Origin of the sequence: Phytohabitans maris (assembly GCF_031085175.1) — a bacterium.
Classification (GTDB): Bacteria; Actinomycetota; Actinomycetes; order Mycobacteriales; family Micromonosporaceae; genus Phytohabitans; species Phytohabitans maris.
Map to the genome: position 1 here is coordinate 158,801 of NZ_JAVHUY010000008.1, position 16,897 is coordinate 175,697.

14 protein-coding genes and 1 pseudogene are annotated in these 16,897 nt (G+C 74.7%); 10 read left to right on the forward strand and 5 right to left on the reverse strand.

Translation table 11 applies throughout. The annotated features are described in order from the left end of the window. The first annotated feature begins 95 nt into the window (after positions 1-95). From RB614_RS10670 to RB614_RS10695, 6 genes are all read left to right on the forward strand, one after another. Positions 96-1,322 carry a glycosyltransferase family 4 protein gene (locus tag RB614_RS10670; protein WP_308712251.1) on the forward strand — a complete coding sequence of 409 codons (1,227 nt, stop codon included), beginning with the start codon at positions 96-98 and terminating at the stop codon, positions 1,320-1,322. 96 nt (positions 1,323-1,418) lie between these two features. Continuing rightward, a complete protein-coding gene (locus RB614_RS10675) occupies positions 1,419-2,882 on the forward strand; it encodes an O-antigen ligase family protein (RefSeq protein ID WP_308712252.1) in 1,464 nt (487 codons plus the stop codon). Between the two features lies 1 nt (position 2,883). Next, the gene (locus tag RB614_RS10680) at positions 2,884-3,864 is read left to right on the forward strand and encodes a Wzz/FepE/Etk N-terminal domain-containing protein (RefSeq protein WP_308712253.1); all 981 of its coding nucleotides are present in this window, start codon (positions 2,884-2,886) and stop codon (positions 3,862-3,864) included. Further along, positions 3,861-5,387 (forward strand): flippase, encoded by a 1,527-nt coding sequence (locus RB614_RS10685; protein ID WP_308712254.1) that lies wholly within the window; start codon positions 3,861-3,863, stop codon positions 5,385-5,387. Before RB614_RS10680 ends, RB614_RS10685 begins: the two co-directional genes overlap by 4 nt. Next, on the forward strand, positions 5,384-6,175 hold the full coding sequence (locus RB614_RS10690; RefSeq protein ID WP_308712255.1) for a sulfotransferase family protein: 792 nt from the start codon (positions 5,384-5,386) through the stop codon (positions 6,173-6,175). Before RB614_RS10685 ends, RB614_RS10690 begins: the two co-directional genes overlap by 4 nt. A gap of 130 nt (positions 6,176-6,305) precedes the next feature. Continuing rightward, complete coding sequence (locus tag RB614_RS10695) at positions 6,306-6,827, forward strand: levansucrase (protein ID WP_308712361.1); 522 nt, start codon at positions 6,306-6,308, stop codon at positions 6,825-6,827. 78 nt (positions 6,828-6,905) lie between these two features. Here the strand turns inward: RB614_RS10695 and RB614_RS10700 are convergent, their stop codons facing one another. From RB614_RS10700 to RB614_RS10710, 3 genes are read right to left on the reverse strand one after another with little or no spacing between them, the layout of a single operon-like run. After that, complete coding sequence (locus RB614_RS10700) at positions 6,906-8,327, reverse strand: hypothetical protein (protein ID WP_308712256.1); 1,422 nt, start codon at positions 8,325-8,327, stop codon at positions 6,906-6,908. Further along, the gene (locus RB614_RS10705; protein ID WP_308712257.1) at positions 8,324-9,088 is read right to left on the reverse strand and encodes a sulfotransferase family protein; all 765 of its coding nucleotides are present in this window, start codon (positions 9,086-9,088) and stop codon (positions 8,324-8,326) included. Before RB614_RS10705 ends, RB614_RS10700 begins: the two co-directional genes overlap by 4 nt. Then, entirely contained in the window at positions 9,081-9,989 is a 909-nt protein-coding gene (locus RB614_RS10710; protein WP_308712258.1) for a sulfotransferase family protein, read from the reverse strand. Before RB614_RS10710 ends, RB614_RS10705 begins: the two co-directional genes overlap by 8 nt. Positions 9,990-10,025: 36 nt before the next feature. Between RB614_RS10710 and RB614_RS10715 the strand changes: the two genes are divergently transcribed. The 4 genes and pseudogenes from RB614_RS10715 to rho all read left to right on the forward strand — a co-directional run. After that, positions 10,026-11,246 carry a glycosyltransferase gene (locus RB614_RS10715; RefSeq protein WP_308712259.1) on the forward strand — a complete coding sequence of 407 codons (1,221 nt, stop codon included), beginning with the start codon at positions 10,026-10,028 and terminating at the stop codon, positions 11,244-11,246. Further along, positions 11,243-12,160, forward strand: coding sequence for a sulfotransferase family protein (locus RB614_RS10720; RefSeq protein WP_308712260.1), 918 nt, complete (start codon positions 11,243-11,245; stop codon positions 12,158-12,160). The genes RB614_RS10715 and RB614_RS10720 overlap by 4 nt, the downstream gene beginning before the upstream one ends. A 4-nt stretch (positions 12,161-12,164) precedes the next feature. Beyond that, entirely contained in the window at positions 12,165-13,076 is a 912-nt protein-coding gene (locus RB614_RS10725) for a sulfotransferase family protein (protein WP_308712261.1), read from the forward strand. Positions 13,077-13,792: 716 nt separating this feature from the next. Continuing rightward, positions 13,793-15,034, forward strand: a pseudogene (rho, locus tag RB614_RS10730) (transcription termination factor Rho); the annotation flags it as partial. Here the strand turns inward: rho and RB614_RS10735 are convergent. Both RB614_RS10735 and RB614_RS10740 read right to left on the reverse strand, forming a co-directional pair. Continuing rightward, the gene (locus tag RB614_RS10735) at positions 15,015-15,665 is read right to left on the reverse strand and encodes a response regulator transcription factor (RefSeq protein WP_308712262.1); all 651 of its coding nucleotides are present in this window, start codon (positions 15,663-15,665) and stop codon (positions 15,015-15,017) included. The pseudogene rho and the gene RB614_RS10735 sit on opposite strands and share 20 nt — an antisense overlap. Then, positions 15,662-16,831 carry a sensor histidine kinase gene (locus tag RB614_RS10740; RefSeq protein WP_308712263.1) on the reverse strand — a complete coding sequence of 390 codons (1,170 nt, stop codon included), beginning with the start codon at positions 16,829-16,831 and terminating at the stop codon, positions 15,662-15,664. Before RB614_RS10740 ends, RB614_RS10735 begins: the two co-directional genes overlap by 4 nt. Between the last annotated feature and the right edge of the window lie 66 nt (positions 16,832-16,897).

Consider the following 16,897-nt stretch of genomic DNA (forward strand, 5'->3'; position numbering starts at 1 on the left):
CTCCATGGCTTAGCGTCCCACCCAGCGACACGATCTTCACCTCCACACCGTCGTCGGCGCGGCGGTTGCTCCGCCGACCCCGACGAGGAGGACCGATGACGGCCAGCGACCAAGCCGCCGTTAATCTGCAGCAGCTCAGCCGAGAAGCCGCACATTCCATCCCCCGCCAGCGCGACGCGCCGGAGACCGACTGGCGGCCGCTGTCGATCGCGATGATCGGGCAGAAGGGGATGCCCGCCACGTACGGGGGCGTGGAGCGGCACGTCGAGGAGCTGGGCAGCCGACTGGCTTCCTACGGGCACACGGTGACGGTCTTCTGTCGGGACAGTTACGGCGACCTGGCCGCCGAGACACATCGCGGCGTGCGGCTGCGCCGGGTGCGCACCGTGGCCAGCAAGCACCTCGACGCGATCGTCCACAGTGCCGCGTCGACGATGGTGGCCATGCGGCAGCGGCCGGACGTCGTGCACTACCACGGGCTCGGGCCGGGGCTGGTGGCGCCGCTGCCGCGCTACCTCTCCGGCGCCAAGGTGGTACTCACCGTGCACGGCCTCGACCACACCCGGGCCAAATGGGGGCGGGCGGCGCGGACGGTGCTCAACACGGCGTACTGGTTCAGCGGGCACGTCCCGGACGCCCGGATCGCGGTCTCCCGCGGGCTCGCCGCCCACTACGACGCGGAGTTCGGGCGGCTGACCCGGTACCACCCCAACGGCGTCAACCCGGCCAACCACGCGCCGCCGGACCAGATCACCGCCCGCTTCCGGCTCACCCCCGGGCGGTACGTGCTGCTGGTCGGGCGGCTGGTCCCGGAGAAGCGGGCCGACCTGCTCATCCGGGCGTTCCGGCGGATACCGGATGACGTCAAGCTCGCGGTGGTCGGTGGCTCGTCGTACACGGATGACTTCGTCGCGCGGCTGAAAGCGGCCGCGGAGGGCGACCCGCGCGTGGTTTTCACCGGTTTCGCCTACGGCGACCTGCTCGCCGAGCTCTACTCGCACGCGGCCGTCTTCGTGCAGCCGTCCCATGTGGAGGGCCTGCCGCTGACGCTGCTGGAGGCCGCGTCGTACGGCCTGCCCGTGGTGGCCAGCGACATCTCCCCGCACCTGGAGGTGCTGGAGCGGGAGGGGCCCGGTCACCGGCTGTTCCGCGACGGTGACGAAGACGACCTGGTGCGCGCGCTCCGCGCCGCCCTGGCCAACCCGCGGGCCGAGCGGGCCGGCGCGCTCGGGCTGCGTGGCCGGGTGACGGCCCACTACAGCTGGGACGCCGCCGCACGCCAGCTCGAACGGCTCTACCTGGAGCTGGCCGCGAAGCGCTAAGGTCCCACGGGACACGCTAAGGTCCCAGCGGGGCACGAGCGAGAGAGCAGCGTGACGGTACTGCTTCGAGGTCCGGTAAGGCCGGCGGGGACAGCGTTGACCGCCGCCGCGGCGTTGGCGGCCGCGGCGACCGCGGTGGTGTCCGCGTTCGCGATCGGCGGCGGCAGCCGCACCCTCGCCGTCCTCCCGCTCGCGGTCACCGCCGGCGTGCTCGTGGCGGTCCTCGCGCTGACCCGGTTCGCGGCGTACGTGCTGCTGATGCTCGCCGCCCGCTCCTGCGTCGACCTGTTCAAGCTGAGCGGGCCGACGGCGGGCACCGGCGGCGACGGCGGCACGGCCCGGGCGCTCGACCCGTCCACCCTCGTCGGGGTCCTCTTCCTGCTCGCCGCCGGCCTCTGGCTGGCCGCGCAGGCCCGCGCCGGCCGGCGGGTGAAGACCTCGCCGCTCGGCGTCGCGCTCGTGCTGGTCGCGGCGACCGGCGCGGTCTCCACGCTCGGCTCGGCCCGCCCGTCCAGCAGCGCCCTGGAGGTGCTGCGGATCCTGACCGTCGTGGCGATGTTCCTGGTGCTGGAGCAGCTGCTGCCCCGGCAGGGGATGGTGCGCCGGGTGCTCCTGGCCGTGTACGTCTCGCTCGCCCTCGCCCTGGCCTACACGGTGCTGATGTCGCTGCTCGGCTCGCCGCCGTCGGAGGTCAAGGGGAGCTTCACCCGGATCAGCGGGCCGTTCAGCCAGTCCACGACGTTCGGCCGCTACCTGATGTTCATGGTGATCTTCGGGTGCGGCGTCTACCGGTTCCTCGGCCGCCGCGCGAAGATCGGGCTCGGCGTGCTGCTCGCGCTCTCGCTCGGCTTCCTCGCGCTGACCAACACCCGCAGCGCGATCCTCGGCGCCGCCATCGGGCTGCTCGTCGTGGCCGTCCTGCACCGCAGCGCCCGGCTGGTCGTGGCGCTCGGCCTCGCCGCGGTCGCCGCCGTCGCGGTCGCGCCCGGGGTTGCCGACCGCTTCGCCCAGCTCGGCGACGCCCGCGAGGTCGGCGGCGGACCCACCGGCAACACGCTGGCCTGGCGCGCCGAGTACTGGTCACAGGTGGTCACCCTGGCCAACCGCAACCCGGTCACCGGCATCGGCCCCAACATGACCCAGCGGGAGACCGACGAGGCCAAGAAGCCGCACAACGACTTCCTCCGCGCGTACGTGGAGACCGGCGTGCTCGGCCTCCTGGCGTACCTCGGGATGATCCTGCTCTGCCTGCACACCGCGGCCCTGGCCGTCCGGCGGGCGCCGCCGGGCACGCTCGACCGGGGGATCGCGGTCGGCTTCGCCGGCTGCGCGGTCGCGTTCGTGGCGGTGAGTGCCGCCTCCAACGTGATATCCAATGTCGTTACGCTGTGGTACTTCGTCGCGTTCGCGGCGATGGCCGGCCTCGTTGCCGCCCGACCCAGGAGGCTGGCAAGCTCCGCGGCGAGGAGCGCAGCGACGAGCGCGCAGCGCGTCGGCCGCCCTGGGGCGTCAGCGAGCGAAGCGAGCGTAGGCAGCACAGACCCTTCGGAGGAGCGCTAGCGTGGAGATCGTCGACTATCTGCGGATCGCCCGGCGGCGGCTGTGGGTGCTGGTGGGTGTGCCGCTCGCCGCCGCCCTGGCGGTCGGTTTGTACATCGGTCTCGCGCCGCAGCGGTACACCGCCACCTGCTACGTGGCCGCGCCCGCCCTGGTCGGTGGCGCCGCCGCCCAGCAGTACACCGGCACGCAGGGGGCGAGCCAGTTCGTGGCCGCGTTCAAGGCGGCGGCCACCTCGCCCCGGGTGCTCGACCAGGTCGCCGCCGACACCGGCGTCGGCACCGGCACGCTCCGCGACGGCCTCGCGGTGGCGCAGGTCGGGGCGAGCAGCCAGCTCACCCTCACCTACACGGCGGCGAAGCGGGCCACCGTCGAGCCGGTGCTCACCGCCACCGCCCGCCGCGCCCTCGACTTCCTCTTCGCCTCCCAGGTCAACATCGCCACCGAGCAGGTGGCCGCGGCCAGCGCCGACGTCACCTCGGCGACCGCCGCGATCGCCGACTGGGAGAAGACCAACAAGGTCTCCCAGCCGGACAAGCTCTACCAGGCCACGCTCACCGAGATCGCCAACCTGCGCCAGCAGAAGCTCTCCATGGAGGCGGTCGGCAACAGCCGCGCGGTCTCCGCCGCCACCTCCGCGCTGGAGGCCGCCCAGAAGCGGCTCGACGCGCTCGGCCCCAAGCTGCCCGACTACCAGTCGCTGCTGGCCCAGCGCGACGCCGCGACCAGCGCACTCTCCCAGGCGCGGCAGGGCCTGCAGGGGGCCAGGGCCCAGGCCCAGGCCGCGGATCCGGCCCAGGTGGCGAGCGTGGGCGACGTCCGCGTCGTTTCCCGGGTACGGGCACTGGCCACCACCGTTCCTCCCGCGGCTGCCGCCGGGCTCCTCCTCGCGGTCCTGCTCGTCGTGGTGCTCGAACTGCTCGCCCGGCGGGCCCAGCCGGCGGCCGCCGCCGGGCAGCCGCCGGTGCTCTCCCGGGCCGCGTGAGCGCCCCGGCCACCTCCACCGCCCCGGAGTCCACATCGGACTACGGCGACCGCCAGGTGCGCGGCATGGCCCGCGGCGGCGGCCTCAACCTGCTCGGCGCGCTCTGCAGCCAGGGCGCGCTCTTCCTGGTCATGCTGCTGCTCGCCCGCTCGCTCGGCACCGACGAGGTGGGGCGGTACGCCCAGAGCTACGCCCTGCTCGCCCTCCTCGGGCTGCTCTCCCTCTCCGGCTTCCGGGCCGGGCTGACCCGCTTCGTGGCGGTGCACCTGGCCGACGACGACCCGGCGAGCATCCGCGGCACGGTGCGGCTCGGGCTGGCCATCTCCGGTGCCGGTGCGGTGCTGATCGCGGTCGTCCTGGCCGCCTTCGCGCCCGCCCTGGCCGAGGTCTTGAACGACCCGGGGCTGACCGGCGGCCTGCGGCTCGTCGCGCTCGCCCTGCCGGCCGCCGTCGTCTGCGAGGCGGCGCTGGCCGCGACCCGGGGCTGGCGCACCCAGCGGCCGTTCACGCTGGTGGGGCAGCTCTACGAGCCGTTCACCCGGCTCCTGCTCACCGGGGTCGCGCTGCTCGCCGGCCTCGGCGTCACCGGCGCGCTCTGGGCCGTGGTGGTGGCCGCCTGGAGCGCCGCCGCGCTGGCCGTGGGGGCGCTGCTCCGCCTCATGCGCACGGTCGCCCCGGCCCCGCCCGCGTACCGGCCCCGGCAGCTGTTCAGCTTCTCCACGGTCAGCTGGGCCTCGTCGCTCGCCTCCACCGGCCTCATCTGGATCGACACGCTGCTGCTCGGCGCGTTCGCCAACGAGGACATCGGCGTCTACACGGTCGCCACCCGCCTGGTCACCGTCGCCATCTTCGTGCTCGCCCCGATCAACGCCGCCTTCGGCCCGTACATCGCGTACCTCTACCACCGCGACGAGCGGCGCGAGGTCCGCCGCGTCTACAAGGCCGCCACCGGCTGGGTGGTGCGGCTGTCGCTGCCCGCGTTCGTGGCGCTGCTGGTCTTCCCGTCGTCGCTGCTGCCCCTGTTCGGCCCGGGCTTCGCCGAGGGGGCCACGGTCACCGTGATCCTCGCCGTGGGGCAGCTCGTCAACGCCGCCACCGGTCCCTGCGGCACCCTGCTCAACATGTCCGGCCGGGTGTCGTTGAACATGTTCGACAACATCGGCGCCCTCGTCCTCAACGTCGGCCTCAACCTCTGGCTCATCCCGGCCCACGGCATCGTCGGCGCCGCCGTCGCCTGGAGCGCCTCGCTGGTCGCGGTCAACCTGGCCCGGGTCGCCCAGGTCTGGTGGCTGGTCCGCGCCGTACCGGTGACGGCGGGGCTGGCGAAGGGCCTGGCCGCCGGCGTGGCCGCGCTCGTGGCCGCCCTCGCCGTCCGGGCGCTGCTCCCCGAGGGCCCGGCCCGCCTCGTGGCCGGCCTGTCGACGATCGCGCTCGTGTACGTCGCCGCCATCCTCGCGCTGCGACTGTCCAAGGAGGACACGATGGTGCTGCGCGCGCTGGCCCGCCGGCGGGTCCGCCCGTGAGCCGCCGCCCCGCCGTCGACGCCCTGCGCCGCGCCGTCCGCAGCGCCCGTGCCTGGGCCACGACCCCGGGCGCGCTGCCCGACTTCCTCGTCGTCGGCGGCCAGCGCTGCGGCACCACCTCCCTGCACAGCTACCTGGCCGCCCACCCCCAGGTCCGCGCCGCCACCGGCAAGGAGCTCCAGTTCTTCAGCCTCCACTATGGACGGGGCGAGCGCTGGTACCGGGGCCACTTCCCGCCGGCCGCTCCCGGCCTCGTCTGCTTCGAGGCGAGCCCGCTCTACCTCTTCCACCCGCAGGCCCCGTCCCGGGCGGCCGCCACCCTGCCCGACGGCCGCTACGTCGCCCTGCTCCGCGACCCGGTCGAGCGCGCCTGGTCGCACTACCTGCACACCCGCTCGTACGGCCACGAGCCCCTGGACTTCGCCGCCGCGCTCGCCGCCGAGCAGGAACGCTCGGCGACACCGGACGGCTGGCGCCGCTACTCGTACGCCGCCCGCGGCCGCTACGCCGAGCAGCTCGAACGCTGGTTCCGGCAGGTGCCCCGGGACCGGATGCTCGTACTGCGCAGCGAGGACCTCTACGCCGACCCGGCCGCGGTCTACGCCCAGGTGCTGGCGTTCCTGGGGCTGGCGCCGTTCACCCCGCCGGAGTTCGCGGTGCACACCCGCCGCGTCGACCGGGACGGCCCCCCACCCGAGGTGGCACGCGAGCTCCGCGCGCACTTCGCCCCGCACAACGACCGCCTGGCCGACCTGCTGGGGTGGCCGCGGACCTGGCCGTCCGGTTAGATGTAGCGGGCGCGTCCGGTTTCCGGCCGGGGGTGCGCCCGGTTTCCGGCCGGGATGTCGGTGTTCGGTTTCCGGCCGGGGTGCGCGCGGGTCTCGGCCGGTGGGCGCTCGGGAGAGGGAGGACGTCGTGATGGCGGACCAGGCGGTAGACGCGTACATCCAGGCGACCGCGGCCCGGCTGGCCGCCGACGGGTGCGAGGTGAGCACCGAGGACTGGCACGGCACGCCGGTCCTGGTCGGCTACCGCGCCGACTTCCGGCTCCGCTGGATGGCGACCAAGCTGCACCTGCTGACCGTCGTCGCCCCCGCGGCCACCGTCACCCAGGCAGGCTTGGAGGCGTTCACCAACACCGCGTTCGACTACGCGCAGGCGCGCAAGGGCCAGCTGCGCGGCCTCCAGTCCGGCGTCGCCGTCTTCCCCGCCCTCGTCGGCACCCACGCCGACCCGGCCGCGCTGGCCTGGGCGGCGCAGCGCCAACTCGTCCGCTTCGGCAGCGTCGCCCGCCCGGTCGCGGTCGACGTCACCACCGGCGCCGTGGGCTGCTTCCGCCGCACGGCGGCGCTCGGCTTCGTCTACTCCGGACACCTGCGCCGCAAGCTCGAGCTCTACTTCCCCCAGGCCGCGGCCGACGCCACCACGCCACATCCCTGACCAGCCCCGCCCTCCGCCCCGGAACCACGGGCCGGCAGCACAGCGCGTGGCGGGACGCACCCCCGCAAGGCGTGGTCGTCAGCCGCCTTGGCGGGCGCTGGAGATGATGTCGGCAGGCGGGCGTCGGGCTTTCAGGACCACCGGGTCGGCCGCCACCTCGACGGCGCCGGAGGCGGACGGCGCCCCGCCGACCGCGCCGCTGGTCAGGCCGGCGGCGCCGGGAACGGTGACCGGGCCGGCCGATGCCCACACCACCAGCGCGGTCTCGGAGCCGCGGCGGAAGGCGGCGCCGGTCAGGCCCTTGTCGCGCACCGGCTCCGCCGTGGCGCCCTGGGCGAGCGACGCCAAGCCGGCCAGCATCTGGCCGGCGGTGCGCTCCTTGCCGTCCGGGTCGAGCAGGCCGTAGCGGACCTCGCTGCCCTGCCGGTTGTCCGGGTTGTACGCCAGCGGCAGCCAGATCACCTCGCGCACCCCGCCGGCGGCGAGCTGGGCGACCGCCTTGACCATCTCGGCGGAGCGGGACGCGGCGTCGGCGTCGCCGTCGCGCCAGAACTGGCCGACCTCCCACGCCTCGACCGGGGTGCCGGCCGGGGTCTGCGCGGACAGGTACCCCAGCAGGTCGGGTACCGCGCTCCAGTGCTCGTAGAAGTGCACCTGCCGTACGTCGACCACCTTGCCGTCGAGCAGCTTCTCGGTCGCGGCGAGGTACTCCAGGTTGCGCGCGTTCTGCGCCACGGTGAGCGCCGCGCGCAGGTCGGCCGGGCTGGAGACGGCCGGGATCTGCTTGCCCCTCGTGCCGACGCGGCGCTGGAAGTACGCGTTGTACGCGCGCACCGCCTCGGCGTCCTGCCCGGCCCTGAGTAGCCGGTCGGCCACGCCCCAGCCGTACGCCACGCTGCTGATGCCCGAGTCCACGACCAGGGCCTTCGGGTCGGCGGCCCGGATCGCCTCGGCGGCCGCGGTGACCAGCGTGGTGTAGTCGGCGGGGGAGCCGGCCCAGTACTGCGGGGCGTTCACCTCGTTTTCGATCGCGTACTCGGTCACGCCGTACGGGGCGTAGCGGCGCACCACGCTGTCCACAAAGGACTTGTACGTGGCGAGGTCGCGGGGCATCGCCGACTCGGTCTTGCCCGCCTGCCCGCGTACGTGCTGCGCGGTGCCGCCGGTCGCCCAGCAGACCCCGGTGCGGATCTTCAGGTGCAGGGTGATGCCGAGCGCGCGGCTGCGCTGCGCCACCTGGTCGACCGCGCTCCAGTCCGGCTTGCCCTGCTCCGGCTCGATGTCGCACCAGCTCAGCTCGTGGTAGGTGGCCGAGCCGGAAAGCTTGCGCAGGAACGGGGTGAACCGCTCGTACCGGTTCCAGTCCCAGTGGGCACCGAAAAGGGTGGCGCCGGCCGGCGTGGGCGCAGGTGGTGCGCTCGTGACGACCGGCGCCGGAGAGGAGGACGTGCAGCCCGCGACGAACAGGGCCACGAGCAGGACGACCAGCCAGCGCCTCATCGGTAGCCCAGCTCGCGCAGCGTCCGGCGGGAGAAGACCCAGACCAGCAGGCGCAGGAACGGGTCCAGCTCGCGCCGGTGCGTCCCCACCCGCGAACCGTAGATCTGCGCGTCGGTACGGGCGGCGGCGCGGCGCTTGTCCGCCTCGGCGGTGTACTTGTCGGCGACGTCGTGGTCCTTGTCGCCGTAGTCGAGCACGCCCGGCTCCCACGGCTCGCCGAGGAACTCGAACAGCGCCCGCAACGTCTTCTCCGGCTCGCGCACCGCCTCCTCGTACCGCAGCTCGTGATAGCGCTCCGGCGGGAGCGCGCGGCCGGCGGCGCGGGCGACCCGGATGTAGCGCGGCCATTTGACCACGCACTTGACCGCGGACCAGTAGCCGAACCGCTTGCGGTGCGAGACGACCACGTCGCGGCCGTCGCGGATGACGTGCACGATCTGCGCGTCCGGGAAGACCTCGGTGACGAACGGGATGGCGAGCGCGTAGAGCGGGGTCTTGTCGGCCCAGCGGGCCTTGCCCCGCCCGGCCGCGTAGTCGGCGTGGACGCCGCCGAAGAACTCGCGGATGCGGCGCAGCCAGTCTTCGCGGGGGAAGCCGAACCGGGCCAGCCGCTCCCAGTCCCGCCCGACGATCCGCTCCATGTCGGTCAGGAAGCGGGTCTCCGGGCCGCAGCTGATCCGGGAGTGCGAGTCGAGTACGAGGCGCAGCATCGTGGTGCCGGAACGCTGGCAGCCGAGCAGGAAGATGGGCGCGTCAGGCATGGGCCACCAGCCGCTCGGTCAGCTCGTCGCAGAGCGCCCGCACCCGCGGGTCGACGTCGAGCGGGCGGCGCCGCGGGGTACGGCGCTCGACGTGCGCGCAGAGCCGCGGGTCGAAGGGGAGGCCGAGGAAGTCGCAGAGCCGCCGGGTCACCGCCTGCGGGTCGGCGACCAGCGCGTCGTACGAGCAGAGCAGCACGTCGTCGCGGCGGTGCAGGCCGAGGCGGAAGAAGAGGTCGTTGCGCACGTACCAGAAGAGGGCGGCCGCCGTGTGCGGGCTCATCGCCGCGTAGTCGAAGCCGCCGATCAGCTCCCGGGCGGCCGGGTCGAGGCGCTGCCCCTGCCACCGGTCGCCGATCGTGCCGCCGGCGATGGCGCGCAGCGCGTCGAGGTTGGCGGTGCCGAACTTGGCGACCTCCGAGCGGGCCCGGTCGTCGACGTCGCGCCACACCCACAGCGCGCGGCCGGGCGGCAGGTCGGGCAGGGCGAGCAGCTCGTCCACGCGGTGGGTCTCGCAGAGCGGCTTCACGATGACGTACGCGTGGCGGCTGGAGCGGATCGCGGCGCCGAGGACGGCGTCGGAGCGGAGCTGGAAGCGGTGGAAGACCCGCCGGTCGTTTTCGTTGCGGACCTCGAACTGGGGCGCCGTGTCGAGGCCGCGCATCAGCATGTTGGTGCCGGAGCGTTGCAGCCCCACCACGTACACCGGCGTGGCCTGGCCCGGGGTGACGCCGTGCGCGCGCCGCCAGCGGAGCTTGGCCCAGGCGGTGGTGGCGCGTTCGACCGGGTTGAGCCGGTCTTCCTCGACCAGCCGGCGCAGCCCCTCGGTGCGCGCCCACCGCACGTGCCGGGCGATGCGCCGCGCGGTGTACGCGACCGCGCTGGGATGATCGACTGCTGGCACGCACAGCATCTTCGCATGCCTGTAGCCTCACGGTCGATGCGCGTGTTGCATGTCAACAAGTTCCTCTACCGGCGGGGCGGAGCCGAGGGTTACCTCTTCGACCTCGCCGCGCTGCAGCGTGCCCGCGGCGACGAGGTGGCGTACTTCGGCATGGCGCATCCGGACAACGACGCGCCTCAGCGGTACGGCCACTTCTTCCCGCCGTACGTCCAGTTGGAGCCGCCACCACCGGGCCTCGCCAGGCGCGCCGCCGCGGTCGGCCGGATGCTCCACTCCCCGGCCAGCCGCCGCGGGCTGGCCCGCGCCATCGCCGACTTCCGGCCCGACGTGGTGCACGCGCACAACGTGTACCACCAGCTGTCGCCGTCGGTGCTGCGGGCCGCGGCCGACGCGGGCGTACCGTGCGTGCTGACCATGCACGACTACAAGCTCGCCTGCCCCAGCTACCAGCTGCTGGCCGGCGGCGCGGTCTGCGACGCCTGCGTCACCGGCGGTCCCTGGCAGGCGGCGCGCACGCGGTGCAAGGACGGCTCCCTCGGCCACAGCGCGGTGCTGGCCGCCGAGACCTGGCTGCACCGGGTCACCGGCGCGTACGGGCCGGTGCGCGCCTTCGTCAGTCCGAGCCGCTTCCTGGCCGAGGTGATGGCGAAGGCGGGCGTCTACCCCGACCGGCTCCGCGTGGTCAGCCACTTCGTGGACGGAACGGTCATCGCGCCGGCGCCGGCCCCCGGTGACGGCGTGGTGTACGCCGGGCGTCTGGTAGCCGAAAAGGGCGTCGACACGCTGATCGCCGCGGCCGGGCTCGGCGGCTTCCGGGTCGACGTGGCGGGGGAGGGGCCGGCCCGGGCCGAGCTGGAGCGGCTCGCGGCGCGGGCGGCGCCGGGGCTGGTGACGTTCCACGGCCGGCTCGCCAAGGACGACCTGCACGAGCTGATGCGGCGGGCCCGGGTGGCGGCGGCCCCGTCCCGCTGGCACGAAAACCAACCGATGGCGGTACTGGAGGCGTTCGCCTGCGGGCTGCCGGTCGTCACCACCGGCCTCGGCGGGCTGCCCGAGCTGGTCGAGCCGGGCGTCGACGGCGCGATCGTCCCGGCCGGCGACCCGGCCGCGCTCGCCGCGGCGCTGGCCCCCCTGCTCGCCGACCCGGAGCGGGCGTTCACGATGGGCAAGGCCGGCCGGGCCAAGGTGGAGCGCGACTTCGCCCCCGACGTCCACCTCGCCCGCCTCCGCGCCGTCTACAGTGGAGCGCCGGCGTGACCCGGGTGCTCTTCGTGGCCGGCAGCGGCCGCAGCGGCTCCACACTGGTCACCAACGTGCTCGGCCAGGCCGACGGCGTCCTCGCCGCCGGCGAGCTGCGTTACCTGTGGCAGCGCGGCGCCGTGGAGGACCGCCCGTGCGGCTGTGGACAGTCCTTCGCGCGGTGTCCGATGTGGACCCGGGTGATGAAGGAGGTCGACGCCGACCCGGCCGCGGTCGCCGCCGCGCTGCGCGACCGGCTGCGGATGCGGCGGCTGCCGGCACTGCTGTGGCGCCGCCGGGTCGAGCCGCATCCGGCGGTCGCCGCCCTCTACGCGGCGCTCGGCGGCGACCTCGTCGTCGACTCCTCCAAGCTCCCGCCGTACGGCCTGCTCGTCGACGGCCTGCCCGGCGTCGAGGTGCGCGTGCTCCACCTCGTGCGCGACCCGCGGGCCACCGCCTTCTCCTGGCGCCGCAGGCGCGGGCTGGACGGCCCCGGCGACGCCCGCCTGATGAGCCGGCCGCCGGTGGCCAAGGCGGCGCTGCTCTGGCTGGTCTGGAACGCCACCGCCGCGCTGCTCTGGCGCCGCTCCGGGCGCTACCTGCGGGTGCGGTACGAGGACTTCGCCGCCGACCCGGCCGGCGTCACCCGGCGGATCGCCGACTTCGCCGGCGTGCCCGCGGTGCCGTTCGACGCGCACACCGTCCACCTGGCACCCACCCACGCCGTCGCCGGCAACCCGTCCCGCCACCGGACCGGGCCCACACCGGTGGTCGCGGACGACGAATGGGTGCGCGGCCTGTCCCGACCCGCTTTCGCTCTGGTCACGGCGATCACCGCGCCCTTATTGTGGCGCTGGCGCTACCCCCTGCGCCGCGCCGCCGCCGGTCCGCCGGCCGGCGCCCCCACCCGGGCAACGGGAGGACGAGGATGAGGCCGTGCTAGCCGTCGTCGTGGGCACCGGGCGGTGCGGGTCGACCCTGGTACAGGAGCTGCTCACCCGCCATCCGGCGGTCGGGTTCATCTCCGGGGTCGACGACAAGCTCTCCCGGCTCAACCTCGACGGGCGGTTCAACGGCCGCGTGTACCGGCGGATGGCGCCCCGCCCGCCGGGCATGACCTCGCTCAGGCACAGCACCCGGCTGCTGGAGCGGGGCCGGCTGCGGGTCGCCCCCTCGGAGGCGTACCGGCTGATCGACCGGCACGTCTTCGCCGGCTTCTCCCGCCCCTGCCGCGACCTGCTCGCCGACGACCTGACGCCGCGGATGGCCGCCCGGCTGCGGGCGTTCTTCCAGCGGCGGATCGAGCGGCAGCGCTGCGACGTGCTGCTGCAGCACCTGACCGGCTGGCCGCGCACCGGGTTCCTGCACGCGGCGTTCGGTGACCTGCGGGTCATCCACGTGGTCCGCGACGGCCGCGCGGTGGCCAACTCGTGGCTGCAGATGGGCTGGTGGGACGGGTGGCGCGGGCCGGACAACTGGCTGTACGGGCCGCTGCCCGCCCCGCTGCGCCAGGAGTGGGAGGACTCCGGCCGCTCGTTCCCGGTGCTGGCCGCGCTCGGCTGGCGGATGCTGATGGACGCGTACGCGCAGGCCCGCGCCGTGCACCCGGCCGCGCAGTGGCTCGACGTCCGCTACGAGGACCTGGTCCGCGCGCCCAACGAGCAGACCGCCCGCATGCTCAGCTTCCTGGGTCTGGAGTGGACACCGCGCTTCGAGGCCGGCTTCGCCCGGCACCACTTCCACACCGAGCGCGACGCCGCGTACCGGCACGAGCTCACCCCCGCCCAGGTCGCCGCCGTGGAGCGGGCCCTCGACAAGTCGCTGCCCCAGTGGGGCTACGAGAGCTAGCCGGCGCGCGATCGCGCAGATCCTGGAGAGTCAGGGCGCCATACGGACCCTGACTCTCCAAGGTCTCCTTGGGGCCGCTGAGCGAGCCGACCTTCGTCAACCGTTAGGCCGCGCCGGGGTCCGCATCGTGTCGCGGAGTCGGCTCGAGCCGGGTTGCGGCGGCGCCGCGCGGGTGCCGGTGATCGTTCGCCCGGTTTCCGCGTGAAACGCCGGGGAAGACGCGGGTTTCGGGTGAACGATCACCGGGTCCGGACGACCTGTCGGAGCATCCGACCCAGCCTCCTAGGATGCTCTAGCGGTGGTGCGGGCGGCCACCGGCGGCGCGGGCGAACCACCGCTGGTGCGGGCCCGGCCACCGGCAGTGCGTCCCCGCGCCGCGGGGACACCGGCCCTCTGTCCGATGTGGACCGGCGCGGCGGGCGGACGGCGGCCGGGGAGCGACGGCGGGGGCGGCGCTTTGCTTTTGGGGCGGAGACGGCCTAACCTGGTCGTAGCCGCCTGCCGCGGATGCCGGCACATCTGCCGCCCGCCCCAGGTGTCCCACCCCGATCAGGACGTGACGGTCCGAGGGTAGACAAAGCTGGCGTAACGCCCGTGTCGCCTTCCCGCACGCGTTCCCGCGGCCTTCGTCGCCGTCCAGGGTGTCACCGCACGCTCTCTCACATCCCGAGGAGAACCCGTTGAACGACAACGAGAACGCCGTCGACGCGCGCCCGCTGACTCCGGCCAGCGGCATCGTCGACATCGCCGGCGCGCACGGCTTCCTGCGCACCGGCGGCTACACGGCCGGCCCCGGCGACGCCTACCTGCCCGCCGCGCTTGTCCGGCGGCACGGCCTGCGCCCCGGCGACCTGGTCACCGGGGCGGTCGCGGCCGGGCAGCCGCCGGCGTCCGACCACAGTGGACCCGCCGGGCCGGCCGGACCCGCCGCGCGGGCCGGAAAGGCCGAGGCCGCCGCCCGGGTCGCGGTGACCGGGGGCGGCGGGGAAGGCGGGGACGGCGGTCAGCGGGGGCGGCGGGCGGCCAAGCCGGCGCCGCTGGTCCGGCTCGACACCGTCAACGGCATGGCGCCCGACCAGGCCCGGTCCCGTCCCGACTTCTACGACCTCACGCCGCTGCACCCCACCGAACGGCTGCGGCTCGAGACCGACCCGCACATCCTCACCACCCGCGTCGTCGACCTGGTCATGCCGATCGGCAAGGGCCAGCGGGCGCTGGTCGTCTCGCCGCCCAAGGCGGGCAAGACGATGGTGCTGCAGGCGATCGCCGCCGCCGTCACCCGCAACCACCCCGAGTGCCACCTCATGGTGCTGCTCGTCGACGAGCGGCCGGAGGAGGTCACCGACATGCGGCGGGAGGTCAAGGGTGAGGTGATCGCCTCGCCGTTCGACCGGCCGCCGCACGAGCACACCGCCACCGCCGAGCTCGCCGTCGAACGCGCGAAGCGCCTCGTCGAGCTGGGCCACGACGTCGTGCTGCTGCTCGACTCCCTGACCCGGTTGGGCCGCGCGTACAACCACACCGCGCCCTCGAACGCCCGCATCCTCTCCGGCGGCATCAGCACGACCGCCCTGCACCCGCCGAAGCGGCTGCTCGGCGCCGCCCGCAACATCGAGGACGGCGGGTCGCTGACCATCGTCGCGAGCACGCTGGTCGAGACCGGGTCGGCCGGGGACACGCTCATCTACGAGGAGTACAAGGGGACCGGCAACGCCGAGCTCCGCCTCGACCGGGCCAGCGCCGACCGCCGCCTCTACCCGGCCGTCGACGTGCTCGGCTCCGGCACCCGCAAGGACGAGCGGCTGCTCGGCGTGGACGAGGCCGCCGTCGTTGCCCGCCTCCGCCGCGCGCTGCACGGCCAGAGCCCGCAGCAGGCCCTGCAACACCTGCTGGAACGGCTCGCCGAGACCGGCGGCAACGCCGAGTTTCTCCTCGGCCTCACCCGCCGACCCGGATGACGCCGTTCTCGTACGCGTACACCACGGCCTGGACCCGGTCGCGCAGGCCGAGCTTCATCAGCACCCGCGCCACGTGGGTCTTGACGGTCGCCTCGCCCAGCGTGAGCCGGTCGGCGATCTCCGCGTTGGACAGGCCGCGGGCGAGCAGCCGCAGCACGTCGAGCTCGCGCGGGGTGAGCTGGGCCAGCTCGGGTGGCGGCTGCGGCGCGGGCTGGTGCGCGAACGCCGCGATGACCCGGGTGGTGACGGCCGGGTCGAGCAGCGCGGCCCCGCCGGCCACGACCCGGATCGCGGCGACCAGCTGCTCGGGCGGCGAAACCTTGAGCAGGAACCCGCTCGCGCCGGCGCGGAGTGCCGCGTACAGGTTGTCGTCGCTGTCGAACGTGGTCAGCATGATGATCCGCGGCGGTGCCGGGAGCGCGGCGATCCGCCGGGCCGCGGCCAGCCCGTCGAGGCGGGGCATCGCGATGTCGAGCAGCACCACGTCGGGCTGGGTGCGCCGGGTCACGGCGAGCGCGTCGGCGCCGTCCGCCGCCTCCGCCACCACCCGCAGGTCGGGCTCGGTCTCCAGCACCATGCGCAGGCCCGCGCGGATCATCGCCTGGTCGTCGGCGAGCGCGACCCGGATCACCGGCGCACCTGCGCGTACGCGTGCGGGCGGGCCAGCGGCAGCGTCGCGCTGACCCGGTATCCGCCGCCGGGCTCGGGCCCCGCGACCAGCCGCCCGCCGAACATCGCCGCCCGCTCCCGCATCCCGACGAGGCCGTGCCCGGCACCGACCGTGGCGCCGGTCCGGGGTCGCCCGCCGCCGGCGTCGGTGACCGTGATCCGGAGCTCCTCCGGCCCGTATCCGATCGTGACCGCGGCGCGGCGGGCGGCGGAGTGCTTGAGCACGTTGGTCAGGGCCTCCTGGACGATCCGGTAGGCCGACAGGTCGAGGCTCGCCGGCAGCGGCCGCGGCTCGCCCTCGGTGGCGAGCTGGACGGCGACGCCGGCCTCGCGGATCTGGTCGAGCAGCTCGTCGAGGTCGGCGAGGCCACGCTGCGGGACGGTGCCGGCGGTGTCGGCCCCGCGCAGCAGCCCGAGCGTGCGGCGCAGCTCGGTCACCGCGTCCCGGCCGGCCTGCTCCACCCCGGAGAGCAGGCCACGCTCGGCCTCCTGGGCCGGGCCGAGGCGGCGGCGCACCGCGGCCGCCTGCAGCACCATCACGGTGACGCTGTGGGCCACCATGTCGTGCAGCTCGCGGGCGATCCGGGCGCGCTCGTCGGCGAGGGCCTGGTCGGCGCGGAGCGCCTGGGCGGCGGCGAGCGCGGCGGACCGCTCGGCGTCGCGCCGGGCCTGGATCTGCAGCAGCAGGCCGGAGAGCCACGCCGCCGCCGTGTAGCCGGCCGAGGCGAACACGTCGGAGGTCATCGTGGTGCGCTGCCCGACCAGGACCGCGACCGTCGTGGCGAGCATCGCGGCGGCCAGCAGCCGGCGCCACCACGGGTCGCGGTCGGGGCCGCGCAGGATGATCTCGCGGCCGACCGTGTGCAGGCCGATGAAGAGGCAGAACGCCTGCCACACCCGGTAGTCGTCGACCTCGCTCGGCAGCCACAGCACCTGCACGACCAGGACATCGAGCAGGAGCGTGGCCAGCGGCGCGCCCCGGCGCACCACGACGAGCGCGGCGGCGAAGCCGAGGCGGAGCCACCAGTACGGCAGGCGGTGCGGGGCGGTCAGCTCCTCGACGAGACCGACGGTCAGGAACACGACAGCGACCACGAGGTCTACCCGCTTGATCCGCCACAGTCGCATTCGCCGAGCGTACGGGCGCTGTGGCGGGGATTTCGCCCACCCGCGGGGGGATCCGCGGTCCGCCTC